A 23,051-nucleotide genomic window follows, 5' to 3' on the forward strand; every position below is an offset into this window, starting at 1 on the left:
GCGCGCGCCGGAAGAAGGAGTTACGTGAAGAAATACCTGCTTGCCCTGCTGGCCGGGATCACCGTGTAGGCTTCCCATTGCAGGCGATAGGGCAGGCGGCGCAGGCCGTCGCCGAGCTGCATGCCGCCGTTGGGGCCGGCCGCGGCGGCGCGCGTGCCGCTGCAGCAGTCGAGCATGGCCAGCGACAGGGTCGGGTAGCGGCGGCCGGCGAACCAGGTCTGCATCGGCAGGCGGCGGATCACGCCATCGGGGTCGGGAATGAAGCCGATGTTGCCGATGTGCGCGGCGTCGGCCAGACCGGCATGGTTGGCGATGTAACCGCTGGCCGCCACCGCGCCGTCCGCGCGCGGGGCCGGCACGCCGCCCGTCAGCTTGCCCACGCGCAAAGGCACATTGCCGTTGTAATCGAAGGCTTGCGGCAGGATCACCGGGCCGTGCCGGGCCAGCATCGCCAGCCGGGTGTCGCCGCCCGTGTCGGCCGGCTCCGGCAGCACCAGGTCCAGCGCCACCGCGCGCGCGCCGTAATTGCCGATCAGTTGCTCCACCAGCGTGGCCAGGCGCTCGCGCGGCCACGGCCAGGCGCCGGCCGCGCGCAGGCTGGTCTCGTCGATATCGATCACCGCCAGCCGCTGCTCGGGCTGCGCCGAGGCCTGCCGGCGCACCAGCATGTCGCGCAGCCACTCGTCGGCGCTGGTCCAGGCCAGCCCGCTCTGCGGCCATTGCCCGCCTACCGCCAGCAGCAGCGCCGCCAGCGCGATCAGGCCGCGCAAGGCGGCCGGCGACAGTGCGTGTGGCAAAAAAAGCAACTTCATCGGGGAACTGAGGCCATTACGGTCGAATGTTGTTATATTGTTAGCCGGCAAGTATAACGTGTTGCGGCGGACCGCATACGGCTGTGAAAACTGTAACAAAGGGTGAAAAAGGGTAACAGCGGTGGCTGTCAGTGTGCGCACACGCTACAGTGTAGCTTAGAGTAATGCGTCTGAGGGAAGATGTGACGCTCGTCACAGGATTTTTTTCACCGCCGCCGCACAATGCGCCTAAAGGAGTGATGTAACTATGTGGTCTCAAATTGTGCCGAATACCATGCTGCGCCGCTTTGCGGCAGGCGTTGCCCTGCTGGGCGGCGCCGCGCTGGCCCATGCGGGGGAGGCCGGCCGCATCGTGTTCGTCACCGGCGACGTGCAGGCGGACAGCAAGAAAGTCGCGCTCAACGACGCCATCCAGGAAGGCCAGGAACTGAGCACCGGCAAGGATGGTTATGTTTACCTGAAAACCGCCGACGACGGCCTGCTGATCCTGCGCCCGGCCAGCCGCGCGCGCATCGTCACCTACCATGTCGACCGCAAGGTGCCGTCGAACACCCACGTCAAGCTGGAACTGCTGTCCGGCGTGGCGCGCAGCGTGTCGGGCACCGCCGTCAAGCAGGCGCGCCAGAATTTCCGTTTCAATACGCCGGTCGCCGCCATCGGCGTGCGCGGCACCGACTTTACCGTGTTCACCGACCAGGAAACCTCGAACGTGACCGTGCTGTCGGGCGCGATCGTGGTCAGCGGCTTCGGCGGCGCCTGCCTGCCAACCGGCGGCGGCCCGTGCGAACACAATGCCAGCCGCGAATTGGCCGCCGGCCAAGCCGGCCAGATGCTGCGCGTGAAGCGTGGCGAAGCGACGCCGCAATTGCTGAACGCCACCAATGCCTCGCCGGATACGGTGGCGCCGCCGCGCAGTGACGAACCGTCCGGCAAGAGCACTGGCGGCGGCCAGGCCCTGGTCGAACCGACACTGGACGCGCAAAAGGCCGCGTTGTTGCAGATCCAGGTTCGTAACAACAATCAGAAGAATGAACTGACGCCGCCGGTGATTACGCCGCCGACCGAAGTTACCAGCAATCCGACGCCGCCGGAAACCACGACGCCGCCAGTAACGCCGGTTGCTAATCCGAGTCAGCTTGTCTGGGGACGTTGGGCTGTAGTAGCCGAGCAGGCTGCAACTATTGATGCAGCCCCTTTGCTGGCTGCCGGCGGTAAACGTGTTGCATATAGTAATTATTACACCATCATCCGCACCAAGGGGGACGATTGGGAGGTGCCGCAGCAGGGTTCAGTGGGGTTTGTCCTGCGCGATAGTGACGCGTTTGTGATGAATAGCGCGACGCAAAAAGCGACCTCGGCCTCGTTGCAAAATGGCCAGCTAAACGTAGATTTCGACAAGCGTACTTTTACGACTGGCTTCGATCTGTTGACCGAAGGCCAAACATTCAAATTGAAAGGTAATGGCGCTGTCGGCGATAAAGGCGATTTGAGTGGAATGCCGCAGTTCACTAATGGCGCCACGATGAATGTCAACGGTTCGCTCGGCCCGAACAATAATGCGGCATATATATTCTCGTCGCGCCTGGATGCCCAGCGCGTCGCCAATGGCGTCACATACTGGACCAAGTAAGCCGATCTCCGCGTATCTTATAAAAATGCCGCCTTGCGCGGCATTTTTTTGTGCAACTCAAATTGCGCGCCACCATATTCTTTTTTTGAATATATTTGGCGCATTGAATGCAGATGCAGGCAATTCAATTTGGTGCTTTTTACCACACTTGGGGCGGCGTCTCTGCCGCTGCCTAAATCTTAGGCGCTTGGTACTATTGATTTCCCCATAAGGTTCTCCGATAATGCCCATCGGGCTTTTTATAAGGAAAAACTTATAGAAAAAGAGGGTTTTTACGTTGTCGTGTGACGGTCGTCACAAAAATCCGTGCAACCTTCTGCCATTATGGCTGCCGTAGTACTGCAAGCTGATTGCTGCAAAGCAGAAATTCATTAATCTTTAGGAGTTCATCTCAATGGCTACCACTACCGCCGCTACCGCGACTGATATTCAGACTCTGTACGTTGCGTACTTCAATCGTCCAGCAGATCCGCTGGGCTTGCAGGCTTGGCTGAAAACCGGCGCATCTGTTGCTCAGATCGCTGCTGGCTTCTCGGCTTCCCAAGAATACACCGACACCTACGGCGGCAAATCGCCGATCGATCTGGTTGACTCGATCTACATGAACCTGTTCGGCCGTCACGCTGAACCAGAAGGTCTGCTGTTCTGGGCTGGCAAACTGCAAGACAAGAGCGAAACCTTCGCTTCGATCGTGCTGACCATCGCCAACGGCGCACAGAACGACGACAAAGTAGCGATCGACAACAAAGTTGCCGCCGCTGCCCTGTTCACCGCTTCGCTGGACACCTCGGATGACATCCGTGGCTACGATGGCTCCGCTGCTAACGCCGTTGCCAAAGCATGGCTGGCTACCATCACCACCGATGCTAGCTTCACCGCCAACACCACCGACGCCGCCCTGCAAGCTGTAGCTACCGCTGCTACCACCGCGCACGACGTGGCCAACAATCCACCGAAAACCTTCACGCTGACCACCGGCACCGACACCATCACCGGTTCGGCAGGCAACGACGTGATCAACGCGATCGAAGCCTCGGGCGCAGTTGCTACCTTCACCGTGGGCGACACCATCGACGGCGGCCTGGGTAACGATACCCTGAACATCACCCAGACCGGCGCCATCTCGGTTCCGCTGAGCGTGAGCGTTAAGAACGTGGAAACCGCTAACCTGGTAAGCGGCACCACCGGCACCACCATCAATAGCACCACCTGGGCCGGCCTGACCGCGCTGAACGTAACCGCTCCTGGTTCTGTTACGGCAACTGGCGCCGCAACCACCGCTGTCAATGTAACCAACGGCTCGCTGGCTGGCGGTACCGTGAGCGTGAATGGTGGCTCGGATGTGACCGTCACCTCGGCTGCTGCTGCCGTAGGCGGTTCGATTGTGGTTGGTGCTGCCGCTGCTGCTGCTGGCGCTGTAACCGTAACCAATACCACCACCGTGGCTGACGTTGCTGGTGCTGGTACCGCGCTGACCGGCGCTGCTATCACCGTTACCGGTGGTAAGTCGATTTCGGTGACTTCGAACGCTGTTTCGACCAGCTCGGATGACGCAGGTGACACCCTGACCGTGGGCACCATCATCGTAACCGGCGATGCCAACACCACCACCGTGTCGGTTTCGGAAACCGCTGCCGCTGCTCGCACTACCTCGTCGGCTGCTATCGTCAACGGCGTAGTGACCGTCGCTGATAAGAATGCCGCTTCGGCAACTGCTGCTAGCACCATCACTTCGGTGTCGATCGACAGCTACGGTGCCGGTTCGAGCGTGAATTCTGGCGCTCTGAACAGCCTGACCCTGTCGGGCAAAGGCGCTGGCACGCTGAGCGTGACCGCTGGTGCGCTGACCACCCCAACCGTGAACACCCTGGCGCTGAACCTGAAAGGTCTGAGCACCGCCGGCGGCATCACCCTGGACAGCGACTACACCACCCTGAACATCACCGGTTCGACCGCGTCCAGCAGCGTTGCTACCCTGACCGCCAACGGCGTAACCAAGCTGAACATTGCTGGCGACAAGGCTGTGACCCTGGGTCAGACCATGTCGGCCTTGGCTGAAGTGGTTGTCACCAATTCTGCTGGCGTGACCCTGAGCAACGCTCTGGGCGCCGCTACCAAGTTCACCGGTGGTGCGGGTGCTGACACCATCACTCTGTCGAATGCCTTCACCGCTGCTATCGCCACCGGCGCTGGCGACGATGTGGTTAAATACTCGGGTGCTGCTAGCACCGGTGGTTCGGTTGACGCAGGTGCCGGCAACGACACCATCGTTATGTCTGCCGCTCAGGCTGTTACCGCTTCGGCTGACGCCACCTTCAACAGCTCGTTCAAGGGCTTTGAAGTGCTGGACATCGCTACCGGCGCTGGTGTTGCTGCCATCAACCTGGCAGGTATCAATGGTGTGAACAGTGTAGTGACCCGCGGTGTTCTGGCTGCCTCGACCCTGACCATCAACGGCTTCGCTTCCGGTGGCACCCTGACTCTGGACGCTGCAGCTGGCAATGCTACCACCTCCGAAGTCGCTGCCAACGTTACCAATGCAACTCTGACCGCGAACGATACGTTCAACGTCAAGCTGAGCAATTCGACCGGCGCTGGTGTGGCCTTCGGTAAAGTAACCCTGGCTGGTATCGAAACCGTCAACATCACCACCGTTGATGCTGGCACGTCGACCAGCAAGGCTGCTGCTGTTGATTCCGTGGTTCTGGCTGCTGTTGACGCAACCAAAGTTGTCGTTACCGGCCACGACGGTCTGAGCATCACCAATACCGGCAACGTCAAGATCACCACCTTCGACGCTTCGGGCGTGACGGCTGATGATTCGACCGACACCTCGGCTAACCTGGGTGTGACCTTCACCTCGGCGAATAACACCGCTTCGGCTACCGTGACCATCATTGGTGGCGAAGGCGATGACGTTCTGACCGGCGGTAACGCTAAGGACACCATCACTGGCGGCAAAGGTAACGACATCCTGACCGGCGGTCAGGGTGCTGACACGATCAACACCGGTATCGGTCACGATGTTATCGTTCTGAACAGCACCACCGACGCTACCACCGGTGTGTCGACTGATTCGGGTACCGCTGCGTTCGACGTGGTCAACGGCTTCAAGACCGTTGCTACGGCGATCACCACCGGCGTGGACTTCAGCGACAACGCTCACTTCCAGAGCACCGCTGCTGGCAATGCCAACCTGAACCTGCTGAAGCTGAACGTGCTGACCGACGACGCTGGTGCCGGTAACGGTACCGCAGTGACTGTGGCTGCCCATGCTGACGCAACCGGCACTGGCCAAGCTGTAGGCGTGACCTACGACGTGACCGACGGCATCCTGACCCTGGGCGGCACCGGCGCATCGGCTGTTGACACCCTGGCCGAATGGCTGACCGAAGCTGCTGCTGTTGCTGGGACCAATGGCGACGCAATTGCCTTCCAATTCGGTTCGGACACCTATGTGTTCGTGCAGAATGGCGCTGCTGACGTTCTGGTTGAGCTGGTTGGCGTTTCGGGTGCAAGCGCCCTGGTCAAGGCTTCGGGCTCGACGACCGCTGACGCTGGCACCATCCTGTTCGCCTAATTGATAGGCCACAGTGTCCTGTTCGCAGGGCACTGTCGACAGATCCGCGAAGCGTGCTTGCATGCTTCGCGCTAAGGACCGGGTTACCCCCGGTCTTTTTTATTTTCCCCTATGTGTCTCTATTTCGCTAAAAATGTGATGATCGTCACATTTTTTGCTCTGCTTGCGCGATAATGTCGGCATCCGTATCGATATGCGTGTCGTTGTGCCCCTCATTTCTTTCTGCGTCGTCTCTTCTTTTAAGTTGTAACAAATGTGATGCAGATCACATTTTCTACGATTTTTGAGTGATAATGCAGCCCTTGCTATCCAGAGTGATGCTCTAATGAAAAAGCTCCTACAACCAAAAAGCGAGATCGCGCAGATCCTGATCTCGTTTAAAAAAACCTTCTGGACCATAGGCGCATTTAGCGCTATCACCAATCTGTTGATGCTGGTTCCGTCGCTGTACATGCTGCAGGTATATGATCGCGTCCTGGCCAGTCGCAGTGAATTGACGCTGCTTATGCTGACGGTGCTGATGTTGGGCGCATACATCCTGATGTCGGGTTTGGAGCTGATCCGTAGCTTCGTTCTGGTGCGCGTGGGCGCCCGTTTTGATATGCAGTTGAACAAGCGTGTGTACACTGCGGCGTTCGAGCAGAATCTGAAGCGTGTCGGCGCCGGCAATGCCGGCCAGTCGCTGCATGATCTGACCAACGTGCGCCAGTTCTTGACTGGTAGTGCGTTGTTCGCTTTCTTCGATGCGCCGTGGTTTCCGGTCTATCTGATCGTCATTTTCTTCTTCGAGCCCACCTTGGGCTTCTTCGCTCTGGGTGGTACAGTCGTGCTGGTCATTTTGGCCGTAGTCAACGAGCGTACTACCCACAAGCCGCTGGCCGAAGCCAATGCCATGGCCATCTCTTCCGGCACGCAGGCCACTAACAATCTGCGCAATGCGGAAGTCATCGAATCCATGGGCATGCTGCCCAGCCTGATGAACCGCTGGTACAAGACCCACGGCTTATTCCTGCATCTGCAGGCTGAGGCCAGCGAAAAGGCCGGCTGGATCAATTCGATCACCAAATTCGTCCAGATCTCGCTGCAATCGCTGGTGCTGGGTGTCGGCGCGTTGTTGGTGATTGAAGGCAAGATCACTTCGGGCATGATGATTGCGGCTTCGATTCTAATGGGCCGCACTTTGCAACCTGTGCAACAGATCATCGCGGTCTGGAAGTCGTTTGCCGGCACCCGCAGCGCTTACGAGCGCCTGACCACGCTGCTGGAAAACAACCCGGAGCGTCCAGCCGGCATGCAACTGCCGAGGCCCACCGGTGCGCTGTCGATTGAAAGCGTAACCGCCGCGCCACCCGGCGTGACCACGCCCGTGCTGCGAAATGTGGCCTTTGCCATCGCTCCCGGCGATGTGCTGGGCGTGATTGGCCCTAGCGGTTGTGGCAAGTCGACGCTGGCACGGCTCATGGTCGGCGTGTGGCCAGCCTTCGGCGGCAAGGTCCGCCTGGACGGCGCGGACATCTATCAGTGGAACAAGGCTCAGTTGGGTCCGTTCATTGGCTATCTGCCGCAGGAAATCGAACTGTTCGGCGGTACCGTGAGCGAAAACATTGCGCGGTTCGGTGACATCGATGCCGAAAAGGTCGTTGAAGCCGCTAAACGCGCTGGCGTGCACGACATGATTCTTCATTTGCCTAAAGGGTACGATACTCCGCTCGGTGACGGCGGTGCCGGCCTGTCCGGCGGCCAGAAGCAGCGTATCGGTCTGGCCCGAGCAATGTATGGCGATCCGTCGCTGATCGTGCTGGATGAACCGAACTCCAATTTGGATGATATTGGCGAGGCCGCGCTGGTACGTGCGGTGGCGGATCTGCGTCAGCGTGGCAAGACCATTGTGTTGATTACGCACAGGACCTCGGCCATCAGCGTCACCACCAAGCTGTTGTTGCTGCGTGACGGTATGGTCAATATGTTCGGCCCGACCCAAGAGGTGCTGAACGCGTTGAATCAGCAAAATCAACAGGCCCAGCAAAATCAAAAAAATGCGTTGGCGCAGCAACAGGCCCAGGCCCAGGCACAAGCCGATGCACGCGCCCAGGCCGAAGCCCGTGCACAGGCGCAAGTACAGGCGCAGATGCAGGCGGCAGCGGCTGCCGAGGCTGCGACTGCTAAAGAGCGTGCCGAGGATCAGGAGTAACTATGGCAAATTTAACCAATCCGAAAAATCAGGCGACCGATGTGGTGACTCATGACGTCACGCCAGTCACCGTCAACACCGATGCGGGCGCTTATGCGCGTGTCGGCTGGTTGATTGTGATCTTCGGTGTATTCGGCTTCATCCTGTGGGCTTCGCTGGCACCGTTGGATAAGGGCGTGCCGATGCAGGGCACTGTGACCAAGGAAAGTAGCCGCAAGACCATCCAGCACCAGACCGGTGGTATCGTGCAGGAGATCCTGGTGAAAGATGGCGACGTGGTCAAGGCCGGCCAAGTGCTGGTGCGCCTGAATAGTGTCGAAGCCAAATCGCAGGCGGAAACCTCGCGTGCCCAGTTCATCACTTCGCGCGCCAATGAAGCTCGCTTGCTCGCGGAGCGCGATGGACAGAGCAAGATCACTTTCCCCAAAGTGCTGCTGGATGATCAGAATGACCCGCGCGCTGCGGCGGCGATGGCATTGCAGAATCAGCTCTTCACCTCGCGTCACCTTTCGCTGGACAGCGAATTGAATGCGTATGACGAGAACATAGCCGGCTTGAAGTCCCAGTTGAAGGGCACGCAAGACGCGCGTGCAGCCAAAATGCAACAAGTGGGCATCATCAAGGAGCAGCTGGATAACATGCGTGATCTGGCCAAGGATGGCTATATCGCGCGCAATCGCATGTTGGATGTTGAACGCAGCTTTGTGCAGCTGAACGGTGAGATCTCCGAAGATACCGGCAATATTGGGCGTCTTCAACGGCAAATTGGCGAAGCCACAATGCGCCGTCAACAGCGTATGCAGGAGTTTCAGAAAGAAGTGCGCGGAACGCTTGCCGATACCCAGCGCGAGGCCGCAGCGCTGGAGGCGCGTCTGAGCGGACTTGATTTCGAAGTCGGTAACACCGAACTCAAAGCGCCGGTTGATGGCACGGTTGTCAATCTGGCGGTGTTCACCAAAGGCGGCGTGGTCGCACCCGGTTTCCACATGATGGATCTGGTGCCGGCGGACGACGCGTTGGTGGTGGAAGGCCAACTGCCGGTCAATCTGATCGACCGCGTGCACAACGGCCTGGAAGTGGAATTGATGTTCTCTGCCTTTAACACCAATCGCACGCCGCACATCCCTGGCGAGGTGATCCAGGTGTCTGCTGACCGCACGGTGGAAGAACGCACCGGTCAACCTTACTACAAGGTGCGCGCGCGGGTGACCAAGGAAGGTCAGAAGCTGATCGCCGCCAAGCAGCTGGATATCCGGTCCGGCATGCCGGTGGAGATGTTCGTCAAGACGGGCGAGCGCACCATGGCAAGCTACCTGCTGAAACCTGTATTCGACCGCGCCAAGTCGGCGATGGTGGAGGACTGAGCATGACACGCAATTTCAAGCCGCGCCGTCTGGCGCTGGCGACGACACTCGCTGGCGCACTGCTGCAGTTCGGCAGCGCGCAGGCGATGTCGCTAATGCAGGCTTATCAAGCGGCGCTGGACAATGATGCTACCTTCCAGCAAGCGGTGCAGGATGCCGAGGCAGGCAAGGAATACAAAATCTTGGGTAGATCTAACCTCCTGCCTAGCGTGCAGGCAAACTATTCGCTCAGCCGTAACAACGCAGACTTGGTGACTGACTACGGCGCGCAAGGAAAGTTTCCATCGCATCCGGAATATCTCAGCCGATCTACGAGCGTCAATTTACGCCAGCCTATTTACAATCCTGATGGCTGGGCACGCTACAAGCAGGGGAAGGCGCAGACTGCTTATAGCGAACAGAACTTTGAAGGCCGGGCGCAGGAACTAATTGGTCGCGTGGTTGGTGCCTATATCGATGCATTGTTTGCGAATGAACAGGTGCGGATTAACACTGCTCAGCGCGATATGTACGCGGAGCAGAAAGCGGTTAATGACCGTCTGTTTGAAAAAGGCGAGGGCACCAAAACTGACATGCTTGAAACGCAGTCACGATTGGATCTGGCGGAAGCACAGCTGATCGAGGCATTGGACAACCAACAGTATCAGATAGCGACACTATCCGCGATCGTTGGCCAAGAAGTGACTTCGCTGGACCAACTCATGCCGGAATTTAATATTGGCCTGGTACCGGTTGGCAGCTTCGATGAATGGCGCAAAATCGCGCTGGAAAATAACCCAGACCTTAAGGCGCAGACGTTCGCCATCGAATCTGCTCGTCAGGAAGTCGCCAAAAGTCAGGCTGGGCACAAGCCTCGTCTGGATGTCGTTGCGAGCTATAGCAAAGCAACCGCGGAAAGCCTGAACACATATAATCAGGATTCCACCAACCGCACCATCGGTATCCAGTTGACCGTACCATTATATTCCGGTGGCGCAGTATCGGCGACCACGCGTCAGTCGGTGGCCGGCTTGGAAAAAGCCAAGGCCGAACTGCAACTGCGTACGGACAAAGTGCTGGTCGAACTGCGCAAGCAACATGCCGCCATGCTGAGTAGCGTGGCGCGTATTCGCGCGTTGGACAAGGCGGTGAGCTCAGCGGAGTTGCTGGTGACTGCTACGCAGCAAAGCATCAAGGGCGGCGTGCGTATCAATCTCGATCTGTTGAATGCACGACAGCAGCTATATACCAGCCAGCGTGATTTGGCGCAGGCGCGTTACACCTACCTGCTGTCCATTCTGAAAATGCGCACCGCAGCCGGCGTCGCCAGTGTCGATGACGTCAAGCAGATCTCGGCATATTTCCGCTAAGCTGACGCCGCGATAATGCATCCCCCCAACGGCGGCCCAACGTGTGGCTGCCGTTTTCTATTGTACGGTGCACCAGGTAGGCGAGGGCGAAGGTGGTGGGCAGGGTGATCAGCATTGCCACCCCGTAGCGGCAGCCCTGGTCGATCAGGATTTTCAACGCGCAGTAGCCGAACAGCGCATGCACGCAGTACAGCGGATAGCTGATCGCCGCCAGGAAGTCCAGTACGCGCATCGGTCGGAAACGATCGCGCAGGGCATAGCAGATGGCGAAGACGATAAAGGCGCAGTAGTACCAGACGGTCACCGCCGGGAACATGCTTCTCTGGGGTCCCAGACTCCAGGTGCAGCTGAAGGTCGCCATGATCAACAGCGTGCGGATGATCAGCGCGCGCGTGGAAATCAGCTGCGTCGCATGTTGATAGAACACGCAGCCGGCCAGCATGAACACGATGAAATTCAATTCCATCAGCAGTGGGGTGGCGATGGCGACGCCACGTTCGCCATGCCAGGTCAGCGCCAGCGCCACGGCCAGGAAGCCGAGCAGCCAACCGATCGACGGCCGGAACAGTGCAGCCGCGCCCAGCGCCATCACCAGATAAAACTTGATCTCGATCGACAGGGTCCAGTTGACCGCATCCATGGACGGGAAGCCGAGCAGGTTGTGTACCAGCAGCGCATTGGCGGCCAGCACTTTGGCATCATAGGTGAAGGTCTGCCCCCAGTAGCGCGAGCTCAGGTAGACCGCCAGGGTGCCCAGTCCCAGGCAACAGGCATAGGTCGGAAAGATGCGCAGCACGCGGTTGACCAGGAAGCCGGCCACGCTGGACTTGCGCAGGCTGAACGGGATCACGAAGCCGCTGATCAGGAAGAACAGCGCGACGCCGAATGGCCCCTGATATTCCAGCTCGAAGATGTGTACCCACGGCGCCTTTACCAGATGCAGATTGGGCGAGAAGGTGCGCGCAGCCAGCAGGTCCTGCTCGGCAAAGAAGGTGCCGAAGTAGTGGGTCATGACGACCAGCAGGGCGGCGATCCCGCGCAGCTGGTTGGCGAAGATGAATTTTTTCATGCGTAGCGACGGGTGCTCGTTGCGCGCTCGATACCCGGCGGCCACGACTTTGTACGGGATGGAACTATTGCGCGCTATTATAGTGTGCAACTTGGACGTTGGTATCGCTATGGAGGATTAATCCGCCGATGAAGTCCGTCAACCTGCCCTACAGCCCGCGCATCGATCAGTTGCGTTGGTTTGCCGCCACGCTGGTCTTCCTGTTTCATTTTTCTATCAAATGGCGCGGCCTGGGCGGCGTGGTGTTCGACACGCCATGGGCGGGTCTGATCAGCGAGGGGCATACCGGCGTGGCGCTGTTTTTCACGCTGTCCGGTTTTCTGTTCATGCGCATTGCGCAGTTCCAGCAGCAGATCGATTACCGCGGCTTCGTGCGCAACCGCATGCTGCGCATCCTGCCGCTGTATCTGACCGTATTTCTGCTGGCGTTTTCGCTGGGGCGCGACACCTTCCAGCCGCAGGACCTGTTGTACCTGTTCACGGCCAACCTGGGTAATTCGCCGACGTCGCAAAACCTCATCACCGGCGCCGCCTGGTGCATTCCGCTGGAATTCATGTTTTACCTGGTGTTCCCCTGGCTGAGCCGTTTCGCGCTGGAGCGCGGCATGCGTTACCTGCTGCAGCTGCTGGCGCTGATGCTGGCGTTCAAGCTGATGCTGTACCACGAGAGCAAACATAGCGTGCTCATGTACTTCAGCACCTTTGTCGGCCGCTTCGACCAGTTCGTCATGGGCATGCTGGCGGCGATGCTGTATCTGCGCCATCAGGACTGGTTGCAGCGCTGGGCGGGGTGGTTGTTGCTGCCGGCGTTGGCGTTGGCGGTCTGCGCCAGCGCCTTGCAGGCCCGGGTGGCGCCGTTCAATGCCGACTCGAACGCGGCGTTCTGGATCGTCTGGTCGCTGCTGGAAAGCGTGGTGTGGGCGGGCGTGATCCTGAGCTGGGTCAGCTGGCAGGGGCGGCTGCCGGACTGGCTGGAGCGCGTGCTGACGCACGGCGGCAAAGTCAGCTTTTCATTTTATCTGCTGCATATGGGCGTGGTACAGACGTTGGCGCAGCAGTTCGGGCCGGTGCGCTTGACCGGCGTCGGCGGGCTGGACACAATGCTGGTCCTGGCCGTGGTGTATGGTCTGGTGTGGGCGCTGGCCACGCTCAGCTACCACACCATCGAAGAGCCCTTCCTCAGACTGCGGGGCAGCTACGGCATGCGAAAATAGGGGACAGACCACGATTTTCAAATTTTTGGTCTGCCGGCCTTGGCTGGGCTGGCGCGCTCCATCAGCTCTTCTTCAACCCAGGTCGCGAAATCGCTGTCGCCCAAAGCGTAGTTGCCGTTGGTGGAGCGGCGGAAGCGCTCGATGAGGTTGGCATCCAGTTCGTGCTGGAACAGGGTTTGATAGGCAACCTGGCGCCTGTGCGTGTCGTTGCCCAGCGCCAGGTACAACGGATGCGGGCGCAGCAGTCCGCTGGGGACACCGTAGGCGTTATTGCGGTGGCTGGACCATGGGTAGGATGCCGGATGTGTAGCCATTTGCGCGCGCACCGGGTTGAGCTCGATATAGCGATAGCAGTTGAGCAGATAGGTGCGGTCCTGGATCAGGCAGGAGCGGAAGCGGCCCTCCCACATGGAGCCGCTGCGTTCGTATTTGCGGTTGACATACTGGGTGTACCGCTGGGCCAGGGATTTCATCATGGCGCTGGCTGCGCGGGCGGTCGCTGGCGTGAGCAGCAGGTGCACGTGGTTGCTCATCAATACGTAGGCGTGGATATCGCAGCCGCAGCCACCGGCATATTCGGTTAGCCAGTCGAGATAGCGTTTGCGGTCCTGGTCCTGATAAAAACAGGCTTGACGGTTGTTGCCCCGTTGGATGATATGAACAGGAACCTCGGGCATGATTAGGCGGGCGCGGCGCGGCATGGCTGTTCTTCTGCAAGTCGGATAGCTGACTGTAGACCACGCGAAGCGCGCGCATATGGCAGTAGATCAAACGACAGGGGGACGGACCGCGTTTGTTTCAAAATCGTGGTCTGTCCCCGAATTTAAGGATGGAAAGATGGATGATGAGTTGGAAGTGACGGTGGACGGCATCACTTATAAGGTGAGCGAGCTGAGCGAAGAAGCCCAGCAGCAGGTCAACAGCCTGCAGTTTGTCGACACGCAGATCGCCGAGCTGAACGCCAAGCTGGCGGTGTTTCAGACGGCGCGCAATGCCTATCAGGCGGCGCTGCAGCAACTGGTGCCGCGCGCACGCCAGTAACCTGATTTATTGCTTGTTGTAGCAGTGCGGGCAGGACTCGCCGTACACGTATTCCGGCGCCAGCTGCTGGCGCGGCGTGACCACGGCGCGGCAGGCGAAGCATTGCACGGTTTCGGTCGGTTCCAGTTTCGGGTTCAGCGCGGTACGGTAGTCGAACACGAAGCAGTCGCCCGTGTAGTGGTCGCCGCCGACTTCCTCGAAGTACTTGAGGATGCCGCCTTCGAGCTGGTAGACGTGGTCGTAGCCGATGTTCTGCATGTGGATCGCGGCCTTTTCGCAGCGGATGCCGCCGGTGCAGAAGGTCACCACGGTCTTGCCGGCGAAATCGTCCTTGTGCGCGGCGATCACGTCCGGGAATTCGGTGAACTTCTTGATGCGGTAGTCGACCGTGTTGTTGAAGGTGCCGACGTCCACTTCGAAATCGTTGCGGGTATCGACCATCACCACCGGCCGGCCTTCGTCGTCGACGCCGTTGTCGAGCCAGCGCTTGAGCGTGTGCGCTTCGACGTTGGGCGCGCGGCCGTCTTCCGGCTTGATCAGCGGCATGCGCATGGTGATGATTTCACTCTTGATCTTGACCAGCATGCGCTTGTGCGATTGCTCGTTCGACAGGCTTTCCTTGACTTCCAGGTCGGCGAAGCGGGCGTCGCTGCGCACCCAAGCCAGGTATTCGTCGATGTTGGCGCGCGGGCCGGACAGGAACATGTTGATGCCTTCCGGCGTCAGCAGGACGGTGCCTTTCAGACCCAGACGGTGGCAGATGTCCTGGTATTGCGGACGCATCTCTTCCGTGTTGTCGAAGGTGATGAATTTGTAGGCGGCGATGTTGACGTGCGGTGCGGCAGCGCCAGCATGCGCTTCAGCTTGTAAAGCAGTATCAGCGTGCATGATGGTGAGGGATCAAAAAGGGAAAGGCGACATTATACGCGCTTTTACGCTGGCATTTGAGGCAAGCCGGCTCAATGACCAGCTACGGTGGTACGATGGCTACCACAAATGTAGCAAGGAGGTGAATATGCCAAGCACATCGATTCGTATCGATCGGCAGTTGTACGATCAGGCCAGAATAGACGCTGCAGCGGAGCATCGCACCATCGCCGGCCAGATCGAGTTCTGGGCGCGGGTTGGGCGCGCCGCGTTGGACAATCCGGATTTGCCGGTGGAGTTTATTGCAGCATCGCTGGCATCGATGGCTGAACCGCGTGACCAAGCCCGGGCTTTCGTTCCGCGCGGCAGCCGGGGCAAATAATGTGGGAAGTCCGGCAGACGCGCAGGTTTGCCCGCCAATACAAAAAACTCCGGGATGTCACAGCGGCCGATGTTGACGCGGCGGTCGAGGTCATCCGCCGTCGGTCCGCACGAAAATTTTTACCGCGACCTGAAGCGGTGAATCATCGTGCCGCGGTCGTCGCGGTAAAATAGCGGGTTATTGAATCAGTCTGGAACAGCATATGAACATGGTAGCAAACCAACAAGAGATTGCTTCGCCGGCGGCGCTGGCGCCGGCCGGCCCGTCCTTTGTCCATCTGCGTGTCCACTCCGAATATTCCATCGTCGACGGCCTGGTGCGCATCGACGATCTGGTCAAGCAGGCCGTCAAGGACAAGCAGGGCGCGCTGGCGGTCACCGACCTGGCCAATATGTTCGGCATGGTCAAGTTCTACAAGGCGGCGCGCGGCAAGGGCATCAAGCCAGTGGTCGGCGTCGATTGCTGGATCACCAATGACGACAACCGCGACAAGCCGTCGCGGCTGATGCTGTTCGCGAAAAACCGCATGGGCTATCTGCAGCTGTGCGAGCTGCTGTCGCAAGCCTGGCTGACCAACCAGTACAAGGGCCGCGCCGAGATCCGCACCGAGTGGCTGGCCGGTCTGACCCGGAAAACCTACGAGCTGCTGCCCGGCGTCGATCCCGCCAACGGCCTGATCGCGCTGTCCGGCGCGCATTTCGGCGACGTCGGCATGGCGATCGAGAACGGCAATCCGGCGCTGGCCGAGCAGCAGGCGCAGAAGTGGGCCGGCATCTTCCCCGGCCATTTCTACATCGAGATCCAGCGCGCCGGCCAGGCCAACCAGGAAGCCCAGGTGCGCCAGTCGGTGGCGCTGGCCGCCAAGCTGGGCCTGCCGGTGGTGGCCACCCATCCGGTGCAGTTCCTGTCGCAGGACGAGTTCATCGCCCACGAGGCGCGCATCTGTATCGCCGAGGGCGAGATGCTGGCCAATGCCAAACGCGTGCGCAAGTTCAACGAGCAGATGCGCTTCCTGTCGCAGCAGGAGATGCGCGAGCTGTTCCATGACCTGCCGGCCGCGCTGCAGAACTCGGTGGAAATCGCCAAGCGCTGCAATCTGACCCTGACCTTGGGCAAGCCGCAGCTGCCGAATTTCCCGACGCCAGGCATGACCATCGACGAGTTCCTGGTGGCCGAGACCAAGAAGGGCCTGGAAGAACGTCTGCTGCAGCTGTATCCCGACCCGGAAAAGCGCGAGGCCAACCGCAAGCGCTACGAGGACCGGCTGGAATTCGAGAACAACACCATCATCAAGATGAAGTTCCCCGGCTACTTCCTGATCGTGGCGGAGTTTATCCAGTGGGGCAAGAACAATGGCGTGCCGATCGGTCCGGGCCGCGGCTCGGGCGCCGGCTCGCTGGTGGCGTACGCTTTAAAGATCACCGACCTCGACCCGCTCAAGTACAACCTGCTGTTCGAACGTTTCCTGAACCCCGAACGGGTTTCGATGCCCGACTTCGACATCGACTTTTGCCAGGAAAAGCGCGAACTGGTGATCCAGCACGTGAAGGATCTGTACGGCCGCGACGCGGTGTCGCAGATCGCCACCTTCGGTACCATGGCGGCCAAGGGCGCGATCCGCGACGTCGGCCGGGTGATGGACTTCGGCTACAACTTCTGCGACGGCGTCTCCAAGCTGATTCCGTTCAAGCCGGGCAAGCCGGTGTCGATCGCCGAGGCGATCGAGGAAGAGCCGATGCTCAAGGAGCGCCAGCAGAACGAGGAGGAAGTGGCGCAGCTGCTCGACCTGGCGCAGCAGGTGGAAGGCATCACGCGTAACATCGGCATGCACGCCGGCGGCGTGCTGATCGCGCCCGGCAAGCTGACCGATTTCTGCCCGCTGTACACCCAGTCCGGCGATTCGGGCGTGGTGTCGCAGTACGACAAGGACGACGTGGAGGCGGTCGGCCTGGTGAAGTTCGACTTCCTGGGCCTGACCACGCTGACCATCCTCGACCGCGCGGTGCGCTACATCAAGGCGCTGGACCCGGCCGAATCCGAATTCGACCTGGCCAAGCTGCCGCTGACCGACCGCCCGTCGTACGACCTGCTGACCAAGGCCAAGACCGTCGCCGTGTTCCAGCTTGAATCGCGCGGCATGCAGGGCATGCTGAAGGATGCGCGTCCCGACCGCTTCGAGGACATCATCGCGCTGGTGGCGCTGTACCGTCCGGGTCCGATGGACCTGATCCCGGACTTCTGCAAGCGCAAGCACGGCGAAAAGTTCGACTACCCCGATCCGCGCACCGAGGCTATCCTGTCCGAGACCTACGGCATCATGGTGTATCAGGAGCAGGTGATGCAGATGGCGCAGATCGTCGGCGGCTATTCGCTGGGCGGCGCCGACATGCTGCGTCGCGCGATGGGCAAGAAGAAGGCCGAGGAGATGGCCGAGCACCGCGCCATCTTCCGCGCCGGCGCCGCCAAGGATGGCCTGTCGACCGAGAAGGCCGACGAGATCTTCGACTTGATGGAAAAGTTCGCCGGCTACGGCTTCAACAAGTCGCACGCGGCCGCGTACGCGCTGCTGTCGTACCACACGGCGTATCTGAAGGCGCACCATCCGGCCGCCTTCATGGCGGCCAACATGTCGCTGGCGATGGAAGACACCGAGAAGGTCAAAATCCTGGTCGAGGACGCGATCGACGTCTGCGGTTTGACCATTCTGCCGCCGGACATCAACAAGTCCGACTTCCGTTTCGTGCCGGACGGCCCGCCGCCTTCGGTCACCGGCAAGAAGGTCACGCAGATCCGCTACGGCCTGGGCGCGTGCAAGGGCGCCGGCCAGAACGCCATCGAGGCGATCATCGCCGCGCGCAATGCCGACGGTCCGTTCACCAGCCTGTTCGATTTCTGCAAGCGCGTCGACAAGAAGCAGATCAACCGCCGCACCATCGAATCGCTGATCCGCGCCGGCGCGTTCGACTGCCTGGGCATCGACCGCGCGGTGTTGCTGGCCTCGGTCGGCTTCGCGATGGAATACGCCGACCAGCAGGCCAAGTCGGCCAACCAGGTCAGCCTGTTCGGCGGCGACGACAGCGATCTGGAACCGCCGCCCGATTACGTCAAGGCGGCGCCGTTCACCGACCGCCAGAAGCTGGCCGAGGAAAAGATCGCGCTGGGCTTCTACCTGTCCGGCCACATGTTCGACTCGTTTGCCGGCGAGGCGCGCCGCTTTGCCCGCACCAAGCTGGCCGAGCTGGAGCCGTCGCGCGAGCCGCGCATCCTGTGCGGCGTGATCACCGGCATCCGCCCGCAGATGACCCAGCGCGGCAAGCTGCTGATCGTCACGCTGGACGACAAGAGCGCGGTGGTGGAGGTGACCGTCTACGCCGAGGTGTTCGAGGAGAACAAGCACATGTTCAAGGAAGACGAATTCCTGGCGGTGATCGGCAAGGTGTCGGAAGACCGCTTCAATGGCGGCTTGCGGATTTCGGCCGAGAAGGTGTTCGACATCATCAGCTCGCGCGTCAAGCACGGCAAGCAGCTGGCGATGGCGCTGCCGACCACGGTCGACGCGCGCAAGATGGCGGAAGTGCTGGCGCCGTTCCGTCAGCCGGACGGGCTGCCGGTGTCGGCGCGCATCCAGCCGCAGGGCGTCAGCTGCGTGGTGCAGCTGGGCGAAGCCTGGCGCGTGGCGCCGTCGGACGAACTGCAGCTGGCGCTGCAGCAGCAGCTGGGCGCCAGGGATGTGGCGATCGAGTATTAATTAAAACTGTTGCCGCACGCCGGTGATGGCGTAGCCCTTGGCGCCGATCTGGGCCAGGGGCGTTTCGATATGGTATCGGGACAGGTCGTCCTGGTCGTCGTCGACCTCCACGTGCTGGGCTTCGGGGTGCCAGTCGGTGTTGGTGGCTTCTTCGGGAATGGGTTTGCCTTCAGGAACAGCCAGGTAGCTGTGCTTGCCCTGTGCTTCATCTCGGCAATAAATATCCACACGCATGGTATCTCTCCTCTGACGAAAAGCCCATGGTACCGGATTTTTTTACGCTAGTGCGTACTCATCACCGTCGCGCGCGCCCGGCGCCAGCGGCTGGTGGTATTGGCTGAGTTGGCTGAGTTGGCTGAGTTGGCTGGACGGCGTCGGCACCGCCTCGATGCGCGGCGCGTGCAGGTTGATGGCCACGGTCTGCGCCAGTTCGCACAGCGTCTCGTGGCGCTTGCGCACCTCCGAACGTTTTTTCGAGGCCACCGCCGCCAGGTCCGGCGCGCAGATCGGCTCACTGGCCAGCTCATAATCGCCGTCGGCGCGCAGGGTGGCGCCCAGCTCCTGCCACAGCGCGTCGTAATCGGCGTGCACCTTGCCTTGGCGGGTGGCGCCGCACACCGCGCGGTTGGCGTTGCCGACCAGGCGCAAGGTGACGCAGCCGTAATCGTGGGCGATCTGGCCCAGCAGCTTGACCATCAGGTTTTTCGGCCGCAGGCCGTGCAGCTCGCGGGTGGCGTCCTTGATCAGCTGCAGGCCGCCTTCGCCCTTCGGTCCCTGCATGCAGCCGATGCCCAGCGCCATGCCGTGTTCAGTCTGGAAGAAGGAAAACGCGCAGCTGGTGACCAGCGCGTCGCCGTGCAGCAGTTGCAGCACCAGTTCGCCCTCGCGCTCCATCGGTTCGATCGCGCGCAGCTGCAGGTGGTAGAGGCCGCCGCTCTTGCCGGCCACCGCGCCGAGCGTCACCGCGCCGCGCGCGGCCTGCACCGTCAGCGGCCCCAGGCCATGGCGGAACACGTGGCGGTAATGCGTGCGCAGCAAGTCCACGCGCTGGGCGCAGGTCATGGTATTGCTCAGGTAAGGGCGGTACACCTTGTACAGCAGGCGCGGGCGGGCTTTGACCAGCTCGACGAACAGTGGATGCGAGTTCAGCAGCTCGAGCCAGCCGTAGGTGGCGTTGCGGTTCAGAAAAGCGCGCGCGGACAGCTTGACGGTCTCGCGCACGCGCCGCATGCCGGCAAAGCCGGATACGCCGGAACGGATGGTGATGGACTGCGACATCGTCGACTCACTGTGAAGATATGAGTCTGGATGGTAAGTTTCATGTAACGCAATGTAAATTGGGGTAAAGAACTACGCATTTCCCCTAATAATTCTTGCCTTGTTAACGCTGCTGTTGTAAGGAGGAGATAGTGCTAAGCTAAGGGTTACCCGTAGTTGCAAAAAGCAATGCAGGATGAAACGCGGCAATGCATAATGCTACATTAGGATACAAAACGCGCGTATGACCGCATCATCTACTTCCCTCAGCCGGCTGACGCTCCCGTTTATCGGGCTGTACGTGCTGTTCGACTGGGCCACTTACATCGATCCGCTATACGGGCTGAACATCACGCCCTGGAACCCGGATCCGGCGCTGGGCCTGGTGTGCTGGCTGCTGTACGGCTGGCGCGCGGCGCTGCCGTGGTGGATCGCGCTGGTGCTGGGGGAAATCATGGTGCGCGGCATGCCGGCCGGGCTGGGGCTGACCTTGCTGCTGTCGGCCTGGCTGACGGTCGGCTACGGCCTGATCGGCGTGGTGCTCAAGCGCAATTTCGGCAGCAGCGGCGTGTTCGACAGCCGCGATCGGCTGTTCAAGTGGGTGTTGATCGTGGCCATCGGCACCTTGCTGAACGACGTGGTGTACATGTCGCTGCTGTCGCTGACGGGGCTGATCCCGTCCGGGCAGTGGGCGGCGGTGGTGCTGCGCTTCGGCATCGGCGACATGGTGGGGGTGCTAGTGTCGATGCCGCTGATCTGGATGCTGGCCAGCGCCCAGGGGCGGGCGCGGCTGCGCGAGATTGTCTGGCGCGCGGAGACGGCGGGCTACCTGCTGCTGGCGATCTGCGTGCTGTACCTGGTGTTCGGCACCATCGAGACCTCGGAATTCAAGCATTTTTATTTCCTGTTCCTGCCGGTGATCTGGGCGGCGTCGCGCCAGGGCCTGTACGGCACGGCGCTGATGGTGTTTGTGCTGCAGCTTGGCATCGGCGGCCTGGTGAAGTGGAACAACGCGGTCAACATCGAGGTGCCGGAACTGCAGCTGCTGGACGCCATGCTGGCGCTGGTCGGCTTTTCGATCGGCATCGTGGTGGATGAATTGCGCCAGATGTCGCGCGACCTCAAGCAGTCCTTGCGGCTGGCGGCGGCGGGCGAGATGGCGGCCGCGCTGGCGCACGAGCTGAACCAGCCGTTGACCGCGCTCAGCGCCTACGGCAAGGCGTGCGAGTACCTGGTCGAGCGCGGCGAGCAGGGCGACATGCTGAAAAGCACCATCCAGCGCATGATGGCCGAATCGAGCCGGGCGGCGGACGTGGTGCGGCGGCTGCGCGACTTTTTCCGCACCGGCGCCATGAAGCTGGAGCCGGTCGATGCCGAGCAGCTGGTGTCCAACATCAGCCAGCAGTTCTTCACCCAGCTGCGCGAGCACGGCGTGGAGCTGGAGGTGGCCGAGATGCCGCCGCTGGCCATGCTGGCCGACCGCCTGCAGATCGAACTGGTGCTGCGCAACCTGCTGGCCAACGCGCTGGACGCGGTGCAGGAACAGCCGGCGGGGCAGCGCCGCATCATGGTATCGGCGCAGCGGCTGGACAGCCAGCGGCTGGGCAAGGGCAGCTGTCTGCAGCTGACGGTGGAAGACAGTGGCAAGGGCGTGTCGGAAGAACTGGCGGGGCGGCTGTTCGAGCCCTTCGTCTCGTCCAAGGCGAGCGGGCTGGGGCTGGGGCTGGTGCTCAGCCGCGCCATCATGGAAGCGCACGGCGGCTCGCTGTGGGCCGAAGTGGCCAGCCATGGCATATTCAGAATGGCGCTGCCGCTGGCGCGCCAGGCAGAGCAAGAACAGGATCAGGAGAACTATGTTGCAGCATGATTTGACCGTCTTTATCGTCGACGACGACCCCTCGGTGCGCGATGCGCTGGGCCTGCTGCTGGGGGTACGCGGCTACCGCACGGCGGTGTTTGCCAGTGCCGAGGCCTTCCTGCAGGGCTGGCAGCCGGCGTGGAGCGGCTGTCTGCTGATCGACATCCGCATGTCGGGCATGGACGGGCTGAGCCTGCAGCAGGAACTGATACGGCGCGGCTGCACCATCCCGGTGATCATCATGAGCGGGCATGGCGACGTCGGCACCGCGCGCGCGGCGTTCAAGGCCGACGCCGTCGACTTCCTGGAAAAGCCGATCGACGACGGCAAGCTGATCGCCGCCATCGACGAAGCGCTGGCGCGCGCGCGCAACGTGCGCAGCGAGCAGCAGCGGCGCAGCCAGAGCACGGCCTTGCTGAGCGAGCTGACGCCGCGCGAGCGCGAAGTGATGGAACTGGTGGTGATCGGCCGCCACAACCGCGAAATCGGGCCGGCGCTGGGCATCAGCGTGCGCACGGTGGAAGTGCACAAGGCGCGGCTGATGAGCAAGCTGGGCGTCGACAACGTCGCCGACCTGGTGCGCATCAGCATGCTGGACAAATAAATCCGGGGTCAGTTCTGCCAATCGCACACGAGCCCAACCGTAGCTTGCGCTACGGTTGGGCTCGTGTGCGATTGGCAGAACTGAC

17 protein-coding genes are annotated in these 23,051 nt (G+C 61.0%); 11 read left to right on the forward strand and 6 right to left on the reverse strand.

Annotated elements, in window-relative coordinates:
- Nucleotides 1-20 precede the first annotated feature (20 nt).
- A complete protein-coding gene (locus E4L98_RS01525) occupies nt 21-797 on the reverse strand; it encodes a CHASE2 domain-containing protein (RefSeq protein WP_167761250.1) in 777 nt (258 codons plus the stop codon).
- Between the two features lie 262 nt (nt 798-1,059).
- Here E4L98_RS01525 and E4L98_RS01530 point away from each other — a divergent pair, with 262 nt between their 5' ends.
- From E4L98_RS01530 to E4L98_RS01550, 5 genes are all read left to right on the forward strand, one after another.
- Nucleotides 1,060-2,442: a FecR family protein gene (locus E4L98_RS01530; protein WP_229257186.1), complete on the forward strand. Its 1,383-nt coding sequence runs from the start codon at nt 1,060-1,062 to the stop codon at nt 2,440-2,442.
- A gap of 394 nt (nt 2,443-2,836) precedes the next feature.
- A complete protein-coding gene (locus tag E4L98_RS01535; protein WP_135199803.1) occupies nt 2,837-6,022 on the forward strand; it encodes a DUF4214 domain-containing protein in 3,186 nt (1,061 codons plus the stop codon).
- A 325-nt stretch (nt 6,023-6,347) separates the two neighbouring features.
- Entirely contained in the window at nt 6,348-8,213 is a 1,866-nt protein-coding gene (locus tag E4L98_RS01540; protein ID WP_135199804.1) for a type I secretion system permease/ATPase, read from the forward strand.
- Between the two features lie 2 nt (nt 8,214-8,215).
- Entirely contained in the window at nt 8,216-9,577 is a 1,362-nt protein-coding gene (locus E4L98_RS01545) for an HlyD family type I secretion periplasmic adaptor subunit (RefSeq protein WP_135199805.1), read from the forward strand.
- A 2-nt stretch (nt 9,578-9,579) separates the two neighbouring features.
- Nucleotides 9,580-10,926 (forward strand): TolC family outer membrane protein, encoded by a 1,347-nt coding sequence (locus E4L98_RS01550; RefSeq protein WP_135199806.1) that lies wholly within the window; start codon nt 9,580-9,582, stop codon nt 10,924-10,926.
- Here E4L98_RS01550 and E4L98_RS01555 read toward each other — a convergent pair.
- Nucleotides 10,898-11,995 (reverse strand): acyltransferase family protein, encoded by a 1,098-nt coding sequence (locus E4L98_RS01555; protein WP_135199807.1) that lies wholly within the window; start codon nt 11,993-11,995, stop codon nt 10,898-10,900. The two genes, E4L98_RS01550 and E4L98_RS01555, sit on opposite strands and share 29 nt — an antisense overlap.
- Before the next feature lie 128 nt (nt 11,996-12,123).
- On the opposite strand from E4L98_RS01555, the gene E4L98_RS01560 reads away from it, so the two are divergent.
- On the forward strand, nt 12,124-13,209 hold the full coding sequence (locus E4L98_RS01560; RefSeq protein WP_135199808.1) for an acyltransferase family protein: 1,086 nt from the start codon (nt 12,124-12,126) through the stop codon (nt 13,207-13,209).
- A gap of 17 nt (nt 13,210-13,226) precedes the next feature.
- Here the strand turns inward: E4L98_RS01560 and E4L98_RS01565 are convergent, their stop codons facing one another.
- Nucleotides 13,227-13,910, reverse strand: a complete 684-nt coding sequence (locus E4L98_RS01565; protein WP_135199809.1) for a transposase — start codon at nt 13,908-13,910, stop codon at nt 13,227-13,229.
- A gap of 136 nt (nt 13,911-14,046) precedes the next feature.
- On the opposite strand from E4L98_RS01565, the gene E4L98_RS01570 reads away from it, so the two are divergent.
- Nucleotides 14,047-14,250 (forward strand): DUF6447 family protein, encoded by a 204-nt coding sequence (locus E4L98_RS01570; RefSeq protein WP_135199810.1) that lies wholly within the window; start codon nt 14,047-14,049, stop codon nt 14,248-14,250.
- Between the two features lie 6 nt (nt 14,251-14,256).
- On the opposite strand, the gene E4L98_RS01575 is transcribed toward E4L98_RS01570, so the two are convergent.
- Nucleotides 14,257-15,138, reverse strand: a complete 882-nt coding sequence (locus E4L98_RS01575) for a sulfurtransferase (protein WP_135199811.1) — start codon at nt 15,136-15,138, stop codon at nt 14,257-14,259.
- Here E4L98_RS01575 and E4L98_RS30485 point away from each other — a divergent pair.
- Nucleotides 15,137-15,499, forward strand: coding sequence for a ParD-like family protein (locus E4L98_RS30485; RefSeq protein WP_229257188.1), 363 nt, complete (start codon nt 15,137-15,139; stop codon nt 15,497-15,499). The two genes, E4L98_RS01575 and E4L98_RS30485, sit on opposite strands and share 2 nt — an antisense overlap.
- A gap of 202 nt (nt 15,500-15,701) precedes the next feature.
- The gene (gene dnaE, locus E4L98_RS01585) at nt 15,702-19,247 is read left to right on the forward strand and encodes a DNA polymerase III subunit alpha (protein WP_135199812.1); all 3,546 of its coding nucleotides are present in this window, start codon (nt 15,702-15,704) and stop codon (nt 19,245-19,247) included.
- On the opposite strand, the gene E4L98_RS01590 is transcribed toward dnaE, so the two are convergent.
- Nucleotides 19,248-19,481, reverse strand: a complete 234-nt coding sequence (locus E4L98_RS01590; RefSeq protein WP_135199813.1) for a DUF6139 family protein — start codon at nt 19,479-19,481, stop codon at nt 19,248-19,250.
- Nucleotides 19,482-19,523: 42 nt separating this feature from the next.
- Complete coding sequence (locus tag E4L98_RS01595) at nt 19,524-20,525, reverse strand: VirK/YbjX family protein (protein WP_135199814.1); 1,002 nt, start codon at nt 20,523-20,525, stop codon at nt 19,524-19,526.
- A 223-nt stretch (nt 20,526-20,748) separates the two neighbouring features.
- Here E4L98_RS01595 and E4L98_RS01600 point away from each other — a divergent pair, with 223 nt between their 5' ends.
- Both E4L98_RS01600 and E4L98_RS01605 read left to right on the forward strand, forming a co-directional pair.
- Entirely contained in the window at nt 20,749-22,371 is a 1,623-nt protein-coding gene (locus E4L98_RS01600) for a sensor histidine kinase (protein ID WP_135199815.1), read from the forward strand.
- Complete coding sequence (locus E4L98_RS01605) at nt 22,361-22,966, forward strand: response regulator transcription factor (protein WP_135199818.1); 606 nt, start codon at nt 22,361-22,363, stop codon at nt 22,964-22,966. Before E4L98_RS01600 ends, E4L98_RS01605 begins: the two co-directional genes overlap by 11 nt.
- Nucleotides 22,967-23,051 lie beyond the last annotated feature (85 nt).

Source organism: Duganella callida (genome assembly GCF_004614165.1).
GTDB lineage: Bacteria > Pseudomonadota > Gammaproteobacteria > Burkholderiales > Burkholderiaceae_D > Rugamonas > Rugamonas callida.